The following is a 17864-nucleotide window of genomic DNA, read 5'->3' as shown; positions in this document are numbered from 1 at the left end:
AATTTCAATCGCCTGAACATTACTGAAAACCCGCACCTTCGCGCCGACTGGGGGTAATGGTACATCACATAGGCAGTTTTTCTTGCCAGAGAACCTGCCCTGTTTCTAACATCACACGGCAAGCACTCCGCCCGCCACTCTTTCTACGTCGCATCGAAGGAGGGCACCCAAGGGCGCAACCGGGTAACGCGACGGGTTTCTCGTATGACGATCACGTTTCTTCTGAACGGAGAGACAGTGGAACTGGCGGATGTCGATCCGACAGCCACCCTGCTGGACTGGCTGCGCGAGGATCGCGGCCTGACCGGCACCAAGGAAGGTTGCAACGAAGGCGACTGCGGCGCCTGCACCGTCATGGTGACGGATGCGGATGGCCACAAGGCGCTCAATTCCTGCATTCTGTTCCTGCCCCAGTTACACGGCAAAGCGGTCCGCACCGTCGAAGGGGCCAGCGGTCCAATCGGCGAAGCCCACCCGGTGCAACAGGCCATGGTCGACCTGCATGGCTCGCAATGCGGCTTCTGCACCCCGGGCTTCGTGATGTCGATGGTCGCAAGCCACGCCACCGGTGCCACCGATCACGACACGCAACTGGCCGGAAACCTCTGCCGCTGCACCGGCTACGCCCCGATCATCCGCGCCGCCCAAGCCGCCGAACCAAAACCGACACCGGACTGGATCACCAACGACCAGTCCTTCTCTTGTTCAAAAATACCTCGGGGGGAGGCCGCAGGCCGGGGGGCAGAGCCCCCCTTCCTCCCCAACAACTCCGACGAACTGGCAGCTCTTTACGCTGAACACCCAAGCGCCACCCTGATCGCCGGGGCCACCGATGTCGGGCTTTGGGTTACCAAGCAGCTGCGCGATCTGGACCCGGTGATTTTCCTCAGCCGCTGCGACGACCTGAAACAGATCAGCATCACCGATGACGAAATCCGCTTTGGCGCGATGGTCGATATGAACCGCATGGGCGCGGCGCTGGCCGATCTGCACCCTTCCTACGCCGAAATGATCCGCCGTTACGCCAGCGTTCAGGTGCGCCACGCGGCCACCGTGGGCGGCAACATCGCCAACGGCTCGCCCATCGGGGACAACCCGCCCGCCCTGATCGCGCTGAACGCCACGCTGCACCTGCGCAAAGGCGACACCCGCCGGGCCCTGCCGCTTGAGCAGTTCTTTATCGACTACGGCAAACAGGACCGCACCCCCGGTGAGTTCGTCGAGGCCGTCAGCTTTCCGCTTCAACCCGACCGGCTGAAGGCGTATAAACTCAGCAAACGGTTCGATCAGGATATCTCGGCCGTCTGCGGCTGTTTCAACATCACCGTCTCGGACGGCACCATCACCCAGGCGCGCATCGCGTTTGGCGGCATGGCAGCCATCCCGAAACGGGCAACTCAGGTCGAGGCTGCTTTGATCGGCAAATCCTGGACCCGCGACACCATTCAGGCCGCGCGTTCCGCCTTTGCCGACGATTTCACCCCAATGACCGACATGCGCGCCTCGGCCACCTATCGTTTGGAAACCGCCAAAGCGATGCTTGAGAGATACTTCCTCGAAGATCAAGGCGAGGTGACAAACGTGCTGGAGGTGTCGGCATGAGCGTGACCAAACCCCTGCCGCATGACGCGGCACCGCTGCATGTCTCGGGCACCGCGCGCTATGTGGACGACATCCCGACCCCCAAAGGATCGCTGCATCTGGCCTTTGGTCTCAGCCCGATCGCCAAGGGCAGGATCACCGCGATGGACCTGTCTGCGGCGAAGGTCGCCGACGGGGTCGTCGCGGTCCTGACCGCAGACGACCTGCCCTTTGCCAACGACGTCTCGCCCTCGATCCACGATGAGCCGCTACTGTCGGACGGCACCGTTCACTATATCGGCCAGCCGGTATTTCTGGTTATCGCCACCAGCCATCTGGCCGCCCGCAAAGCCGCGCGTCTGGGGCAGATCGATTATGCCGAAGGCACCCCGATCCTGACGGTCGAAGAGGCTCTGGCCGCCGACAGCCGGTTCGAAGACGGCCCGCGCATCTACGCCAAAGGCGACGCCGACGCGGCCATCGCGGGTGCGGCCCATGTGATCGAAGGCACGTTCGAGATCGGCGGGCAGGAGCATTTCTACCTCGAAGGGCAGGCCGCGCTGGCCGTGCCGAACGAGGGCGGCGACATGCTGGTCCACAGCTCGACCCAGCACCCGACCGAGATTCAGCACAAGGTGGCGGACGCCCTGGGCGTGCCCATGCACGCGGTCCGGGTTGAGACCCGGCGGATGGGCGGTGGCTTCGGCGGCAAGGAAAGTCAGGGCAACGCTCTGGCCGTTGCCTGCGCCGTGGCGGCGCGGGCAACCGGCAAAGCCTGCAAGATGCGCTATGACCGCGACGATGACATGACCATCACCGGCAAGCGCCACGCGTTCCGGATTTCTTACAAGGCCGGGTTCGATGACAATGGTCACATTCAGGGCGTCTCGTTCCTGCAATATGCGATCTGTGGCTGGGCGCAGGACCTGTCCCTGCCTGTCGCCGACCGCGCCATGCTGCATTCGGACAATGCCTATCTGCTGCCCAACGCGCGCATCGAAAGCCACCGGCTGAAAACCAACACCCAATCCGCCACCGCCTATCGCGGGTTCGGAGGTCCTCAGGGCATGGTCGGGATCGAGCGCGTGATGGATCACGCCGCGCATGAACTGGGACTGGACCCGGTCGAACTGCGGCGGCGGAACTACTACGAGCCTGCGCATGTTGTTGCTGACCCTGTTCTCACGGAAAAACCGCTCGGTCACCCCGACCCGCACGAAGACCTGACCAGCCGCGGCGCGGTTGAGACCGGCAACGCCCCAGTGCGCCCCCTGCCCGCAGGCGGCAACACCACCCCCTACGGCATGGAGGTCAGCGATTTCGAACTGCACGGCATGACCGAGGCGTTGCTGAAATCCAGCGACTATACCGCGCGCAAGGCCGCTATCGAGAAATGGAACGCCGAAAACGCTGTTATCAAGAAGGGCATCGCCTTCTCTCCGGTCAAGTTCGGTATCTCCTTCACGCTGACCCACCTGAATCAGGCGGGGGCGCTGGTGCATGTCTATCAGGACGGCTCGGTCCACCTGAACCATGGCGGCACGGAAATGGGTCAGGGCCTGTTCCAGAAGGTGGCGCAGGTCGCAGCCTCGCGCTTTGATATCCCGCTTGAGATGGTGAAGATCACCGCCACCGATACCGCCAAGGTGCCCAATACCTCGGCCACGGCGGCATCCTCGGGCAGTGACCTGAACGGCATGGCGGTCAAGGCCGCCTGCGACACGATCCGCGACCGGATGGCTGACTATCTGGCCGAACGGCATCAGGCCGATCCGTCGACCGTGACCTTCTCGGACGGGCATGTGTCGGTCGGTGAGGAACGCTATACCTTCGCCGAGGCTGCTGCGCTGGTCTATCAGGGCCGGGTCAGCCTGTCGGCGACCGGTTTCTACAAGACGCCCAAGATCGAATGGGATCGGATCAAGGGCCGGGGTCGCCCGTTCTTCTACTTCGCCTATGGGGCCTCGGTGACCGAAGTTGCCGTAGATACTCTGACCGGCGAAAACCGCATTCTGCGCACGGATATTCTGCATGACGCAGGGGCCTCGCTGAACCCCGCGCTGGATATCGGACAGGTCGAAGGTGGCTATGTGCAAGGCGCGGGCTGGCTAACGACCGAGGAACTGGTCTGGGACCACAAGGGCAATCTGCGCACCCATGCGCCCTCGACCTATAAAATCCCCGCCTGTTCCGACCGGCCCGACATCTTCAACGTCGCGTTGTGGGACGGTGAAAACCGCGAGGATACGATCTATCGCTCGAAAGCGGTGGGAGAGCCGCCCTTCATGCTGGGCATCTCGGCCTGGCTGGCGCTGTCGAATGCAGTGGCGGCCTGCGGGGATGGATACCCGGCATTGGATGCCCCCGCCACGGCCGAGGAAGTCTGGCGAGGTGTCCAAAGGATGAAGGGAGGCATCTGATGGGATTTGATCTGGAGGCTTTGAGGGAGGCGGTCAAAACCCACGGAAAAGTGGTCCGGTTGGTCATAGCCGGGATTAAAGGGTCGTCCCCGCGCGAGGTCGGTGCCGCGATGCTGGTCTGGGAGGGCGGGCAATCGGGCACCATCGGCGGCGGTACGTTGGAGTATCAGGCGGCGCAAGCCGCGCGCCATCAGACCGATCGGGTACGGCTGAGCCAACACGCGCTTGGCCCGGATATGGGCCAGTGCTGCGGCGGGGCGGTATCGCTGCTGAGCGAGGTTTATGACCTTGATGCGGTCAACACTCTGGATGACAAGTTCATCGCTCGCCCGGTTTCGGGTGGCGAAATGCCCCTGTCCGTCAAACGGCTGCTGGCGCGGGCGCGGGGTCAGGGCATCGAGCCAGACCCGCAACTGATTGACGGATGGATGATCGAACCGGTTCACCAACCGGCTCGCAATCTCTGGATATGGGGCGCTGGCCATGTGGGCCGGGCGTTGGTTGATGTCCTGTCACCCCTGCCCGATCTGGCGATCACATGGGTTGATACCGGGCCAGAGCGCTTCCCCGAAACCGTGCCGCGCGGCGTTACCGTCGTCCCGGCGGCAAAACCGGCGGAACTGGTGCGCCATGCGCCCCGTGATGCCGAACACCTTGTGCTGACATATTCACACACTCTGGACTTGGAACTGTGCAACCGGCTGCTTTTGCACGATTTCCGCTTTGCTGGGCTGATTGGCTCGGCTACGAAATGGGCGCGATTCCGGTCGCGGTTGGCGGCCCTTGGGCATTCGCCCGAGCGGATCAGCCGGATCACCTGTCCAATCGGGGACCCCGGCCTGGGCAAACACCCGCAGATGATCGCCGTTGGCGTCGCGGCACAGCTGCTGCGCCCGGCCCGGCGGAACGAATTGAAGAAGGACCTGAGCGCGTGACCACTCCACTTCTAAGCTTGCAAGGGCTGACCAAAGCCTATCCCGGCGTCGTGGCCAATGATCAGGTGTCTTTTGACATTGGCGAAGGCGAGGTTCACGCCCTGCTGGGCGAAAACGGCGCGGGGAAATCCACGCTGGTCAAGATGATCTACGGGCTGGTGAAGCCTGACAGCGGCACAATGCTGCTGCGCGGCCAACCCTTTGCCCCACCTGAGCCCCGCGCGGCGCGGGCAGACGGCATTGCGATGGTGTTCCAGCATTTCTCGCTGTTTGACGCGCTGAATGTGGCCGAGAACATCGCTTTGGGGATGGAGAACCCGCCCCCGATGGGCGATCTGGCCTCGCGTATTCGGCAAGTGTCCGAGACCTATGGCCTGCCGCTGGACCCGTACCGCACGGTCGGTGATCTGTCTGCGGGTGAACGCCAGCGGGTCGAGATCATTCGGTGTCTGCTGCAAGATCCCAAGCTGTTGATCATGGACGAACCGACCAGCGTGCTGACCCCGCAGGAGGTCGAAATCCTGTTCGAGACGCTGAACAAGCTGCGGTCCGAGGGCACCTCGATCCTGTATATCTCGCACAAGCTGGAGGAAATCCGCACGCTGTGTGACCACGCCACGATCCTGCGTCTGGGCAAAAATGTGGGTGAATGCGTGCCGTCCGAGACCTCGGCGCGGGATATGGCCGAAATGATGGTGGGCTCGACCCTGCAGACGCCGGAACGGTCCGGTCGCGCGTTCGGCGAGGTTGCGCTGGATGTCAGCGGCTTGTCGGTGCCGTCGCCATCGGAATTCGGGACGGCGTTGAAGAACGTACATATGACCGTCCGCAAGGGTGAGGTTCTGGGCATTGGTGGCGTTGCCGGGAACGGACAAGATGAATTGCTGGGGGTTCTGTCGGGTGAAATCACGACAGCCGCTGATGCAATCAAGTTCAACGGACAGCCGGTTGGCAAACTTGGACCGAGCGCGCGCCGGAAGCTGGGCGTGCTGACAGCACCCGAGGAACGGCTGGGCCATGCGGCGGCACCGGACATGAGCCTGACTGAGAATGCCCTGCTGACCGGATCTGTCCGCGAAGGGCTGGAGAGCAACGGTTTTCTGAAATGGGCAGAGACCAAGGGTTTCGCCGAGAAGATCATCAAGGCGTTCGACGTGCGCACGCCGGGGCCGGAAAATGCGGCGCGGTCGCTGTCAGGCGGCAATCTGCAGAAATTCGTGATCGGACGCGAAGTGCTGCAGGACCCGGACGTTCTGGTGGTGAACCAGCCGACCTGGGGTGTGGACGCGGCGGCTGCGGCCTCGATCCGTCAGGCGATTCTGGATTTGGCGGCCAAGGGGACAGCGGTTGTCTGTATCTCGCAGGATCTGGATGAGTTGATGGAAATCTCGGACAGCTTTGCCGCCCTGAACGAAGGACGACTGAGCGCGCCACGTCCGACGACGGGTCTGACCGTGGACGAGATCGGCCTGATGATGGGCGGCGCGCATGGCATGGAGGTGGCGCATGTGTGATCTGTTGAGCCGCCTCCGGCGGGAGTATTTACAAAAAGATGAAGAACGTGGGGGGATGAGCAGGTGATTGTGTTGGAGAAGCGGCCACAGCCCTCGAAGGCGTGGTCTTATGCGACCCCCTTGGTGGCGGTGCTGGCGACCATGGTGTTTGGTGGCATTCTATTCGCCATTTTGGGCAAGAACCCTGTCGAGGCTATTGGCACCATTTTCTGGGAACCACTGTTCGGCGAATTTGCATTCTATTACCGTCCGCAATTGCTGGTGAAAGGCGCTCCGCTGGTGCTGATCGCCATCGGCCTGTCGCTGGGCTTTCGGGCCGGTATCTGGAATATCGGGGCCGAGGGGCAGTATATCATGGGCGCCATTTTCGGCGCGGGCACTGGTCTGGCGTTTTATCCGCTGGAGGCGTTCTATATCTTTCCGATCATGGTGATTGCCGGGGCCTTTGGCGGTTGGCTCTGGGCGATGATCCCGGCCTTTCTGAAAGTGCGTTTTGGCACAAACGAAATCCTTGTGTCGCTGATGCTGGTCTATGTGGCCGAGCAGATGCTGGCCTCGGTTTCGCTGGGTCTGCTGAAAAACCCCGAAGGGTTCGGCTTTCCCGGCTCGCGCAACCTGCAATCTTATGACAGCGCGCATAATGCCGAGCTGATCGCCGGTTCGGGGATGCACTGGGGCGTCGTGACCGCGCTGATCGCTGTGATCTTTGCCTATGTGCTGTTGAACCGCCACATGCTGGGCTTCCACATCCGCCTGACCGGCGAGGCCCCGAGGGCCGCGAAATTCGCAGGCGTGAACCCGGCGCGCCTGATACTGTTCTGCCTCGGCCTGTCCGGTGCATTGGCCGGATTGGCGGGGATGTTCGAGGTGTCCGGCCCCTCGGGCGTGGTCAGCATCGACTTTAACGTGGGCTATGGCTTTACCGCGATCATCGTGGCCTTTCTGGGCCGGTTGCATCCGGTGGGTATCCTGCTGGCCGGTGGCCTGATGGCGCTGACCTATATCGGCGGCGAGATTGCGCAATCCCAACTGGGCCTGCCTGCCGCCGCCATTCAGGTATTCCAGGGGATGTTGCTGTTCTTCCTGCTGGCCTTCGATCTTTTGACCAACTACCGCATCCGTGCGGCCCGTAGCGAGGTAGCGTAATGGACCTTGGTGAAATCAACCCCGTCCTTCTGGTCGCCTCGCTGATGGTGGCCGCAACCCCCCTGCTGCTGGCCGCGATCGGAGAGCTGGTCGTCGAAAAGGCAGGTGTTCTGAACCTTGGCGTCGAGGGCATGATGATCGTGGGTGCCATCAGCGGCTTTGCGATCTCGGTCGAGACCGGCTCGCCCTGGCTGGGCTTTATTGCGGCGGCGATTGGCGGCGCGGTTTTGTCGCTGCTGTTTGTGCTGCTGACGCAGGTGGCACTGGCCAATCAGGTGGCGAGTGGTTTGGCGTTGACGCTGTTTGGACTGGGGTTCAGTGCGCTGATGGGTCAAAGCTATGTCGGGGTCAAACCCCCCAGCATGGGCGACATCCATATTCCGTTGATCAGTGATATCCCGGTGATTGGGCCGATCCTGTTCCAGCATGATCCGATCCTGTATGTCGGCATTGCGTTGACCGCCGCTGTTTGGGCCACGCTGAAATACACGCGCGTCGGCCTGATCCTGCGTGCAGTGGGCGAAAACCACGATGCCGCGCACGCGCTTGGCTACAAGGTCATCAAGATCCGCATCCTGGCGATCCTGTTCGGCGGGGCCTGTGCGGGCCTCGGCGGCGCTTACATCAGCCTGATCCGCGTGCCGCAATGGACCGAGGGCATGACGGCTGGCGTGGGATGGATCGCCTTGGCGCTGGTGGTGTTTGCCAGCTGGAAACCCTGGCGGGCGTTGCTGGGTGCCTATTTGTTCGGCGGAATCACAGTCTTGCAGCTTAATTTGCAGGCAGCGGGCGTTGCCATCCCTGTCGAGTATCTGGCAATGTCGCCCTATATCATCACGATCCTTGTGCTTGTGATCCTTTCGGCCGACAAGAGCAGCGCACCTGCCTCACTGGGCCGGATCTTCCATGCCTCACACTAGGGGCCAACTGAACCAACTTGGGGAGTAACTAAATGAAATTTAAATCACTTCTGACGACGGCTGCGATAGCGCTGGGTCTGGCGACCGGTGCTGTGGCTCAGGACAAAACGAAGGTTGGGTTCGTCTATGTCGGCCCCGTGGGCGATGGCGGCTGGACCTATGAGCACAACAAGGGCCGTCTGGCGGTCGAGGAGCATTTTGGCGACAAGGTCGAGACTGTCTTTGTTGAATCCGTTCCCGAAGGCCCCGACGCCGAGCGTGTGATGACCCAGATGGCGCTGGAAGGCGCGGATCTGATCTTTACCACCTCGTTCGGTTATATGGACCCGACCATCAACGTGGCCAAGAAGTTTCCGGATGTAAAATTCGAACACGCCACCGGGTATAAGACTGCCGACAACGTTTCCGTGTACTCGGCCCGGTTTTACGAAGGTCGCGCGGTTCAGGGCCATATCGCCGGAAACATGACGGAATCGAACATCATCGGTTATATCGGCTCGTACCCGATCCCCGAAGTGATCCGTGGCATCAACTCGGCCTATATCCACGCCAAGAAGGTGAACCCGGATGTCGAGTTCAAGATCGTCTGGGCCTACACTTGGTTCGACCCGGCGAAAGAAGCTGACGCCGCCACCGTTCTGATCGAACAGGGCGCGGACGTGATCCTGCAACACACCGACTCGACCGCGCCACAAGCGGCAGCGCAAGAGGCAGGCAACGTGGTCACCTTTGGTCAGGCCTCGGACATGAGCGAATACGCGCCATTCCCGCGCGTGTCGTCGATCATCGATGATTGGGCACCATATTACATTGCACGGACCCAGGCCGTCATGGATGGCACATGGGAAAGCGCCAACACCTGGGATGGTATCCGCGAAGGCATGGTCGCAATCGGTGAAATCACTGACGCCGTTCCGGCTGATGTCAAAGAAGAGGCGCTGGCGCTGAAAGCCGCCATGGCTGCGGGTGAATACCACCCCTTCACCGGCCCGCTGAAGAAGCAGGACGGCAGTGACTGGCTGGCCGAGGGCGAAACCGCTGATGACGGCACGCTGGCTGGCATGAATTTCTATGTCGAGGGGCTGGAAGGCGAAATTCCGCAGTAAGCTCTAAGTCAAGCAAACAAAAAAAGCCCGCACCGATGTGCGGGCTTTTTTTGTTTCGGTCTAAACCCGCTTAGAACAGGCCAAGGAACTTTGATTTCTTTCGGGTGCTTCCGTCTTCAAAGGAATAGCCAAACAGCTCGATGTCACGCGCATAGGCCTGCGCAACCACATCCCGGCTGTCGTCATCGAAATAGTCACGGTAGTCCGAACGGGCCGTCTTTTTCCTGTGGCGTACCGTCGACCTTCGAAGGCCAAGCTGTTTCATCACCACTTTGAGATCGTCATCAAAGCGTTCGAACCGGCCGATGAAATCAATCGGCATTTCGCCCGAGCGTGTCGTCAGAAAGTAGCTCTGCGGTATGAAATACCGGATCTTGAGGAAGCGGTCCGGGTCACGCGCAAATGTCGCCATGAACTCGTCAAACGACCCGCAATCGCTGACTTCTGTCAAATCCGGGCGCCGCTGGCACACATAGTGATAGGCCGAGACAAAGCGATCCCACGGGTTTCTGACGAACGCGAACTTGTAGTAGTCATCGGCCTCATCCCCCACCAGTTTCAGCAGCCCGGAAATGGTCGCGCGTTCTTCATCCTGTGGATGGCGTTCGTTCACACGACGACTCAACAGATGGTCGCGCTTCAGCAAAGTGGTCACAGTCGACCCGCCGGTTTTCGGGATATGCACAAAAACAGTGCGAAGATTTGTGTATACAGGCATCCGGCGTCCTTAACAGTGCCACGTGTCGGCGTGGTACGGCTTTGGTGATCGGTTGGTTCAGCGGTCAAAAGCGTGTACCGCCACTTCGGCGCGGTCGCAATCAGAACCGATATGCGACACGCGCGGTTATGGTGCTCAGATCAAAGTCACTGTCGTTGGAAGCTTCATCAAACTGGCCCGAGACGTCGCGATAGGTGTAATCAGCGGCAACGAACCAGCGATCCGTGACGTTGTATTCGACGCCCACGCCGATATTGAAACCATCCAGCGTCGTTTGACTTTCCCGAGACTCAAAAGCTGCGCTTGGATGAACGCGCAGGCGCGACCAGGACCAACCCACGGCACCGTAAAGCAAAAAATCACCGCGGATATAGCCCACGCGCCCGCGCACGTCTGCGAAATCCATGACTTCACGGTTTTCCGGTGCGGGTGCTCCGCGTTCAAGCACGTAAGACAGGTTCGAATACCGGGCTTCGGCGCCGTACAAGATATTGCCGCGTTGCAGGTTGTAGCCAACCAAGACACCGAAACTGCGTCCGTTATCCGGATCGAAAGAGGCATCTAAGGTTCCACCGGACAAGACAGGGTAATCCGTGTCACCGCTTGCCGTGGCAGCGCCAATTTCCAACCCGGCATAGAGGCCATGAAAGGCCCCGTCAGCCCCTGTCAGCCCATCTTGCGCCTGCGCGGTTTCTGGAATGAACAGCGCAAGCTGTGCTAGCACAATACCTGCTACCGCATTTCGCATCTTCGACATACGTAACACCTCAATCGTTCCTTTTTTCGCCGCCTTACAGCGCCCGATACACAAAATCTAGCAGCACCTTCTGAAAAGCCAAAAACGACTTATTCTTTTCGCGCGCCTGCGGGACATACCCGCAACAGTCGCTAAAATAATGGGCATCTTCCAAGTTGTGCCTGATCAAATCGGCCCGTTCGTAACTCACTGTCTCATCTTGAGAATACCACGGGCAAGCGCATTCCTAAATCCCTTATCGTCCTGAACACTCGGGACATGTTCGCCGCATGGCGCTAAAGCCACATTGCACCCGTTGAGTGATCGGATGCTCTGACCAAATCATCGCAACGATCTGCGCGTGTTCTCAAAATCCAGCAAGAAATTGCCTAAACCCCAAAAGGAAGGGAACTATCGGGGCACTGGCAGAACGCGTCAAGCCCGCCCAAACCGGTCCAGAACATTGCGGGTGATCTGCTCGACCTGCCAATCGCGGCGTGTCAGGCCCATGACCCACTCGCAGGTGGCGGCGGTAAAGACTTCGCCTTGCCCACGCTCCCAATGCACAATAACTCCGTTTCCGCGCGTGCTGCGGTCAAGCGTTTCCTGGGTCAGTTCGCCGAACAGTGTCTGTGCTTTGAAAGCAGCGTCGGCGCTGCCGATATACATCGTCTCACCCCAAATTCCGTGATCCGGCTCTAGGTTTGTTGCCAGACCCATGGCCAGAATAGTGATTTTGGGGTCGGCTCCATCGGTCCCCGTCGGAAACGGCAGGCCATCCTCCATTCTGTAATCCAGCCCGTCGACCTCATACCCGTAAATGCGCGAGCTGCTTCCCAGTTGGTCGCCATAGCCCAATTGCGTTCTGGCAAGCGCCCAGTGATCGGGGCGGTAGACCGTGAAACCGCTGTTCTGCCCCGCGCACCTGCCCAAGCCCGCGTAGATACCCTTAAGCCCGTTCACCCCGAATGTCTGGGCACCCGGCCAGTTTACCGGATCAACCTCCCACGCTGCTGTCACCAGATGCTGCTGATCCGTTCCGGCCAGCGGATCGAGCTCTGCCGTGTATTTGTAGCAGATCTGGGTCTGCCCTTCGTCTTCGATCCGGGTCTGCCACAGAAAATTCCCTGCAAACCGGGCGACCCGACCGCCGTTGGTGACAAAGCGATTCACGGCCTTGCGCATATTCGCCGACCAATACTCGTCATGCCCGACAAAAACCGCGCATCTGTGGCGTTCCAACAGGTCGGGATCAGCCTCCAGATCATGTTGGGTGGCAAAGTCGAATTCATAACCCTGCTCTTCGGCCCACCTTGCAAAATGCCGTTCATAGCTGGCCCACCCGGCCGAGGCATATTTCTTCGAATACCCATAGGCGTAGGCCCATTCCATATAGGGGTAACGTACCATCTCACCAGCAGTATGAGCCCTGTCAGGCACCGCCCGAGGGGCCCCGGCTGGCAGTTTGCAAAACCCCCGCGTCCAGGGGCGTTGGGTTGAAACAACAGGTGAAAAGGCATTCTGGTCCGGGCCGGTGATACCCTCATAATGGTTGGACCCGCCCCAGCAATTATACGCCAGCCATGTGCCCGTGGCGCAAACCAACAGATAGGGCGCAGCCGGTTTGTCCTTTGCGCGGCGCAGCAGAAACAGATGGTGTTCTTCGACGCGATCCCCGTCTCGCTCGGCCCTGAACGTCACCAGATACCCGCCTGCGGGCCAGTCGGCAGGAATGGTGAATTCGTAAGACACCTCCCAACCGCACCCGGAAACCGAACAGTCGAAGGGCGTATCCTGATGCACCCCCTTCAACCCGCTTTCCCGAAGCACGGGCTGGTAGGAGACCCCATCCCGGCCAATCTCCAGATCCCATTTCTGCGCGGTTGTCGAAACGCGCAGCGCCACGCGTTCACCCGGGGCGTAGGTCATGCGGTCGGTGTAACCCCAGATCTCCAGCACATCGGCGTCACGGGACGGGCCAATGTAATAGTTGTCCAGAATATGCCGCGCCTTGGCGCGGGTTCGTGGCGTGATGGCCGGTTCGCTGGATTCTGAACGTGTCATTGGCGGATCGGCTTCGATGGGTCGAGTTCAGTCTTTGGTCGCATCTTCAGGCTGGCTTGGCTCATAAGCGGCAAGAAACGCCTTAAGCCGCGTGTTGTGGGTTTTGACCGCAACTGCGGCTGTTTGCGAAAACTGTGCCCAAGGCCATTGAGTGCCGTCAACAAGCGAGGACAAACGGTCGAACAAGGGGTTATCGGCACCTTCCGGCCCCGCCTTATGCAACGCCACGCGGTAATCACCTGGGGCATCCGCTTCGTTATAAAAGCGCAGCGAGGCAAGGTTCAGGTCGGCATCCATAAGAACCGCCGCCCCTCCGATCAGGGGTTGCGGGTCGGGGCTGTCGACCACCCAGCCGCCGCTGTTGACGGCGGTGAAACGGGGGGCAGTGAAATCTTCGATCTCCATCACTTTCTCAAATGGCTTGTGCGTGTGGCCGAAAACCACGGAAATGTCGGCGGGCACCGGCTTGTCGCCATAGGCGGCCCTGATCTGACCCTGAACCGGAACCTGCAAAAACCGACGCAGACCTGCACCACCATCGCTGAGCAGATGCTGCGCCGAGCCTCGCTCGAACGCTTTTCCGACCAGATCGCCCACCAGTTCTCCGGCCCCCTCGCCCAGCGATTTGCCCAGTGACCCGGCCTTGGCCTCCAGAAAACGCCGGACCGCCGCGCCTGCCAGCGCCCCCAGTTCCTTGGGGCTGTTGCCGAGGTTATAGATGATCTCTTCATCCGGCCCGATCCGGCCTGAACGACCGATCAGGGACCAGACAAAATCGATCCAGGCAAAGTTCTGCGCCTCCCATTCCTCCATCGTGACAGGGGGCTTGGTGTCGGGGAACAGGGTATCGGCAAAGGTACTGGCCAGCAGATAGACGTCTTCGATGAAGTGACCGTGGGTATAGATCACCAGCTTTTGGCCCGCGGCAAAGGCCAGGTTGGGATAGACCGTTTCGACCGTAAGATCGGACAGCCACGGCAAGCGTCGGCCAATCGATTGCAGCAGGCAATCAGGCAGCGGATCGGGGTCCATCAGCTGAGTGGTATGCGGCACGGTTGGCGCGCTGTCTTGCCAGTCAGCCCCTGCAAGATGATCGGCAAACCGGCGCTCCCGGCAGGTTTGCCACAGATGGTGATCATGGTTGCCCGGCAGATAGATCATCTTGGTCGAGAACAACCGGCTATCGGGATCCTCGGGCATGGCCAGTTCCAGAAACTGCTGAAACGCCATGGCCGAAACGGTCTTGGTGCTGAAGGCCAGATCCAGAATATCGCCATTCAGAATCAGGGTCGGAAGGGGCGCATCCCCGTTTGCGTTGATTAGATGACGCAGGCAGCCCACCAGTTGCACCAGCAGATCGCTTGGATGGTTCGGATCCACCTTACCATCGGCCGAGGTCAGCCGCGTCAGGATGCTGTTATCGGCCCCGAAATGCATGTCGGACAGGCTGATGTACCGGATATCGCTCATGATTGTGCTTTCTCCTGCGGCCCGTTTTTCGAGGCGATTGCCGGGGATATGGCCCAGGTCAGAGGCGCCAACTCATACTTGACGCAGGGGAACTCATGCGGTCAAGCTGAAAGAGTTAACGCGTTAAACCTTATTTTGGGGCGTTTCAGGGGGCAGAGATGGTTCATTCCGACGAAGACCTCTCGAACCGGCACAATGTCGTCGGCGAGCGCCGGCAGCTTGTTGTGGTCTTCGTCGATCTGGCCGGATCGACCGATCTGAGCGGCCGGATCGACACCGAGGATTACGCCGCGCTGATCCTTGCCTATCAGGAAACCGGACGGCGCATTTTCACCGACTATGGCGGACGGGTCGCCAAATATCTGGGCGATGGCCTGTTGCTGTATTTCGGCTATCCGCAGGCGCGGGAAAACGACGCTGAGCGCGCTGTGCGGGCCGCACTGGACCTGTTGAACGCGATGAAACAACCCCTGCCCGGTACGGACCCGGACGCACCACGCTTGCAGGCCCGCATCGGGGTGCATACCGGCGAGGTGGTGGTGGGTGAAAGCGAACAGGGCGGGCGCGATGTTTTGTTTGGTGAAACAGTGAACATTGCCGCCCGGATCGAGGCGCAGGCCCGTCCCGGAACAGTATTGGTCAGCGATCCGGTGATGTCGCTGCTCAAACAGAAATTTGTATCGCAACCTCTGGGACCGGTTGACCTGAAAGGCGTTGCCCGCCCATTGCCTCTGCACCGCGTATTGCGCCCTGCCGCTGCCAATGCAAGGTCGGGAAACGTCACAGGCTCGACCCCGCTGCTGGGGCGCGAGGCGGTGCTGGGCCAATTGCGCGAACTTTGGCAAAAGGCAACCGAACACGGGCCGGTCGCGGCAACGGTGAAAGGCGATCCGGGGATTGGCAAAACCAGCCTGCTGCGTGCATTCCGGGCCCAATTGGCCGAAACGCCCCACATCTGGCTTGGGGTACAGTGTGACGCGTTGTCGTCAGGCGCGCCGCTCGCACCCTTCATCGGGCTGATCCAGCAAAGTCTTGGTATCACTCCGGGCATGGAGGACGAAGAGGCGCTCAACCGTCTCAGACAGGGTGTGACGCAACAAGACAATGCACCGGACGAGACCGTGCCGCTGATTGCCCGGTTGCTTGGCATCCATACCTCCGAAACCACCACATTGGAAAATTCCAGCCCGGAAACTCTGCGCCACCGGACCCTTCTGACCCTCGGTCACTGGCTTGCACGACTTGCGGTTGATCGTCCTGTCGTGCTGGTCTGCGAAGACCTTCACTGGTGTGACGCCACCAGCCTGGAACTTCTGGAGATGCTGCTCGACTGGCCTCAGCCGCTGCCGGTTTTCTGCCTTGTGGCGCAGCGCGATGATGGCAGTCCGGGGCTGCCCGCAAAACGGTCCGAAGTGATCGCGCTTGCAGCGTTGGATCACGACCAGGCGACGCAGTTGGCGCAACGGGCCGCAGCCCCCGCGGACCTGTCGGATGCGGTACTGGAAGATATCCTGACACGCGGCGCAGGCAACCCCCTGTATATCGAAGAACTGGCCCGCTTTGCCGGGGAAAACCAGACCGGACACCGCCAAAGCCGCGCGGTTCCGCCAACCCTGAACAGCCTGATCATGGAGCGGCTGGACGCCCTGTCGCCCGAGTCGAAAAAGACCGCTCAGGTCGCCGCCGTTCTGGGCGAGGATCTGGATATGTCGATCCTGTCCCAGGTCGCCCAGCGCGATGAGGTCGAGATATCCGGAACGGTCGGGGATTTGCTGGAGGCCGATATTCTACGCCCGCGCTCGGGCACCAACGATGGCTACATGTTCCGCCACGCGCTGACGCAGGACGCGGTCTATGCCACGCTTCTGCGGGCCGAGCGGACCGATCTGCATGCCCGCGCCGCTGCGTGCCTTCAGGATGGGACGGCGGAACAGCCCGACAAGATCGCCCATCACCTGCATGCTGCCCGGCATTTTACCGATGCCGCCATCTGGTACCGCGACGCCGGGCTGCGCGCGGTCAAGCAAGCTGCGGTCGAGGATGCAACGGTGCTGTATCGCCGTGCTTTGGCCTCGCTGGAGCAGACCGAGGAAAACCGCCAGCGGGACGAGATCGAGCTGTCCATCCAGATCCCGTTGGAAAACGCGATCATGGGCGTGCGGGGCTTTGCCTCACCCGAAATCAAACCGGTGCTGGATCGCGCGTTGGAACTGGCCGAACGTCTTGGTGACGCGGATGAGACCTCATCGGCGCTGAACGGGCTGGCCGCGCATTTTCTGGACAAGGGAGACTGCGCTAAGGGCATAGAATATGCCGACCGCATTCTGGCTATGCCCGGCGCGGGCGCGAACCGGATCGGCATGTTGCGCGCCCATACCACGCTTGCCTTTCTGCGGTTTCAACTGGGCGAAGGTGAGATTGCCGTTGAACATGCAGAAGAGGCGATCCGTCTCTACCGCCCCGAGGATTACGCCGAAGTTACCTATGGCATTGGCACCGATCAGGGCGTTCTGGCCTATGGGGTCAGCGCGGTGGCCCATTGGTGGTGCGGCGCGCCCGATACGGCGCTGAAACGTGCCGAGGCGGGGTTGGCGCTGGCCGAGGAGTTGAACTCGGCGCTCAGCTTGGCCGCCGCACGGGCCTTTCTGATCATAACCCTGCATTGTCGCCGGGACAGTGACCGCGCCTATGCGCTGGCCACCGAGACCTACGAGACCTGCACCCAGCTTGGCATCCCGCTTTGGGGCGGGCTAAGCCAGTTGTTCCGGGCCGGGCAACCCATCGACCCGCCGGACAAGCGGTGTCAGGAGGTTGATGCCGGTCTGGCTCTGTTGGCGAAAACCGGCAGTCAGACAGGTTCGGGTATGGGGTTTGCGATCATGGCTGACACGCGGCTGGCCAATGATGACCCGGATACAGCGCTGGCGATTGTTGACACCGGGCTGCAAATGTCGGGGATGTTGAACCAGCCGGTCTGGAACCCGGACCTGATGCGGCTGAAAGCACAGGTGCTGGCTGTTCTGGACCGACAAGACGAGGCCGAGGCGCTGCTGCGCACCGCAATTGACGAAGCCGGGGCTGCCGGATCGGTTTCGCTGGCTCTGCGCTGCGCGCGGGTGCTGTCTGATATGCTAACCGGCACCGCGCGCGAAGCCGAGGGCGCGCAGTTGGTTGCCGATTGGGCCGGTCGGCTGGAGCCCGGCGCAGCCGCTTCAGACCCGGCCTGACGACACTGAATTTTAACCAGAGGACCA

General features: G+C 60.9%; 12 protein-coding genes. 8 read left to right on the top strand and 4 right to left on the bottom strand.

All coding sequences use genetic code 11. The features are described 5' to 3' along the window. Positions 1 to 204: 204 nt before the first annotated feature. The 7 genes from xdhA (at position 205) to ACR0MO_RS14730 (ending at position 9622) form a co-directional block, all read left to right on the top strand. A complete protein-coding gene (xdhA, locus tag ACR0MO_RS14760; protein ID WP_480892044.1) occupies positions 205 to 1602 on the top strand; it encodes a xanthine dehydrogenase small subunit in 1398 nt (465 codons plus the stop codon). Beyond that, positions 1599 to 4001: a xanthine dehydrogenase molybdopterin binding subunit gene (gene xdhB, locus ACR0MO_RS14755; protein ID WP_480626378.1), complete on the top strand. Its 2403-nt coding sequence runs from the start codon at positions 1599 to 1601 to the stop codon at positions 3999 to 4001. Before xdhA ends, xdhB begins: the two co-directional genes overlap by 4 nt. Continuing rightward, on the top strand, positions 4001 to 4936 hold the full coding sequence (gene xdhC, locus ACR0MO_RS14750) for a xanthine dehydrogenase accessory protein XdhC (protein ID WP_170452750.1): 936 nt from the start codon (positions 4001 to 4003) through the stop codon (positions 4934 to 4936). Before xdhB ends, xdhC begins: the two co-directional genes overlap by 1 nt. Continuing rightward, entirely contained in the window at positions 4933 to 6450 is a 1518-nt protein-coding gene (locus tag ACR0MO_RS14745; protein ID WP_170452752.1) for an ABC transporter ATP-binding protein, read from the top strand. The genes xdhC and ACR0MO_RS14745 overlap by 4 nt, the downstream gene beginning before the upstream one ends. A 63-nt stretch (positions 6451 to 6513) precedes the next feature. Further along, positions 6514 to 7596: an ABC transporter permease gene (locus ACR0MO_RS14740; RefSeq protein ID WP_170521610.1), complete on the top strand. Its 1083-nt coding sequence runs from the start codon at positions 6514 to 6516 to the stop codon at positions 7594 to 7596. Beyond that, positions 7596 to 8516 carry an ABC transporter permease gene (locus ACR0MO_RS14735; protein WP_170452756.1) on the top strand — a complete coding sequence of 307 codons (921 nt, stop codon included), beginning with the start codon at positions 7596 to 7598 and terminating at the stop codon, positions 8514 to 8516. Before ACR0MO_RS14740 ends, ACR0MO_RS14735 begins: the two co-directional genes overlap by 1 nt. A gap of 32 nt (positions 8517 to 8548) precedes the next feature. Then, a complete protein-coding gene (locus ACR0MO_RS14730) occupies positions 8549 to 9622 on the top strand; it encodes a BMP family ABC transporter substrate-binding protein (RefSeq protein WP_170521608.1) in 1074 nt (357 codons plus the stop codon). 70 nt (positions 9623 to 9692) lie between these two features. On the opposite strand, the gene ACR0MO_RS14725 is transcribed toward ACR0MO_RS14730, so the two are convergent. From ACR0MO_RS14725 to ACR0MO_RS14710, 4 genes are all read right to left on the bottom strand, one after another. Continuing rightward, positions 9693 to 10340, bottom strand: coding sequence for a sulfotransferase family 2 domain-containing protein (locus tag ACR0MO_RS14725; protein ID WP_170521606.1), 648 nt, complete (start codon positions 10338 to 10340; stop codon positions 9693 to 9695). A gap of 100 nt (positions 10341 to 10440) precedes the next feature. After that, positions 10441 to 11097, bottom strand: coding sequence for an outer membrane beta-barrel protein (locus tag ACR0MO_RS14720; protein WP_170452763.1), 657 nt, complete (start codon positions 11095 to 11097; stop codon positions 10441 to 10443). Between the two features lie 414 nt (positions 11098 to 11511). Continuing rightward, positions 11512 to 13140, bottom strand: coding sequence for a N,N-dimethylformamidase beta subunit family domain-containing protein (locus tag ACR0MO_RS14715; RefSeq protein ID WP_480626381.1), 1629 nt, complete (start codon positions 13138 to 13140; stop codon positions 11512 to 11514). A 27-nt stretch (positions 13141 to 13167) separates the two neighbouring features. Further along, positions 13168 to 14610 carry a metallophosphoesterase family protein gene (locus ACR0MO_RS14710; protein WP_480892040.1) on the bottom strand — a complete coding sequence of 481 codons (1443 nt, stop codon included), beginning with the start codon at positions 14608 to 14610 and terminating at the stop codon, positions 13168 to 13170. 158 nt (positions 14611 to 14768) lie between these two features. Here ACR0MO_RS14710 and ACR0MO_RS14705 point away from each other — a divergent pair, with 158 nt between their 5' ends. Continuing rightward, a complete protein-coding gene (locus ACR0MO_RS14705) occupies positions 14769 to 17837 on the top strand; it encodes an ATP-binding protein (RefSeq protein ID WP_480892038.1) in 3069 nt (1022 codons plus the stop codon). The last annotated feature ends 27 nt before the right edge of the window (positions 17838 to 17864 follow it).

It is taken from the genome of Ruegeria sp. K5 (genome assembly GCF_056531805.1).
The sequence above is the reverse complement of the archived record's forward strand: the minus strand, read 5'-3'. Positions and strand labels throughout refer to the sequence as shown.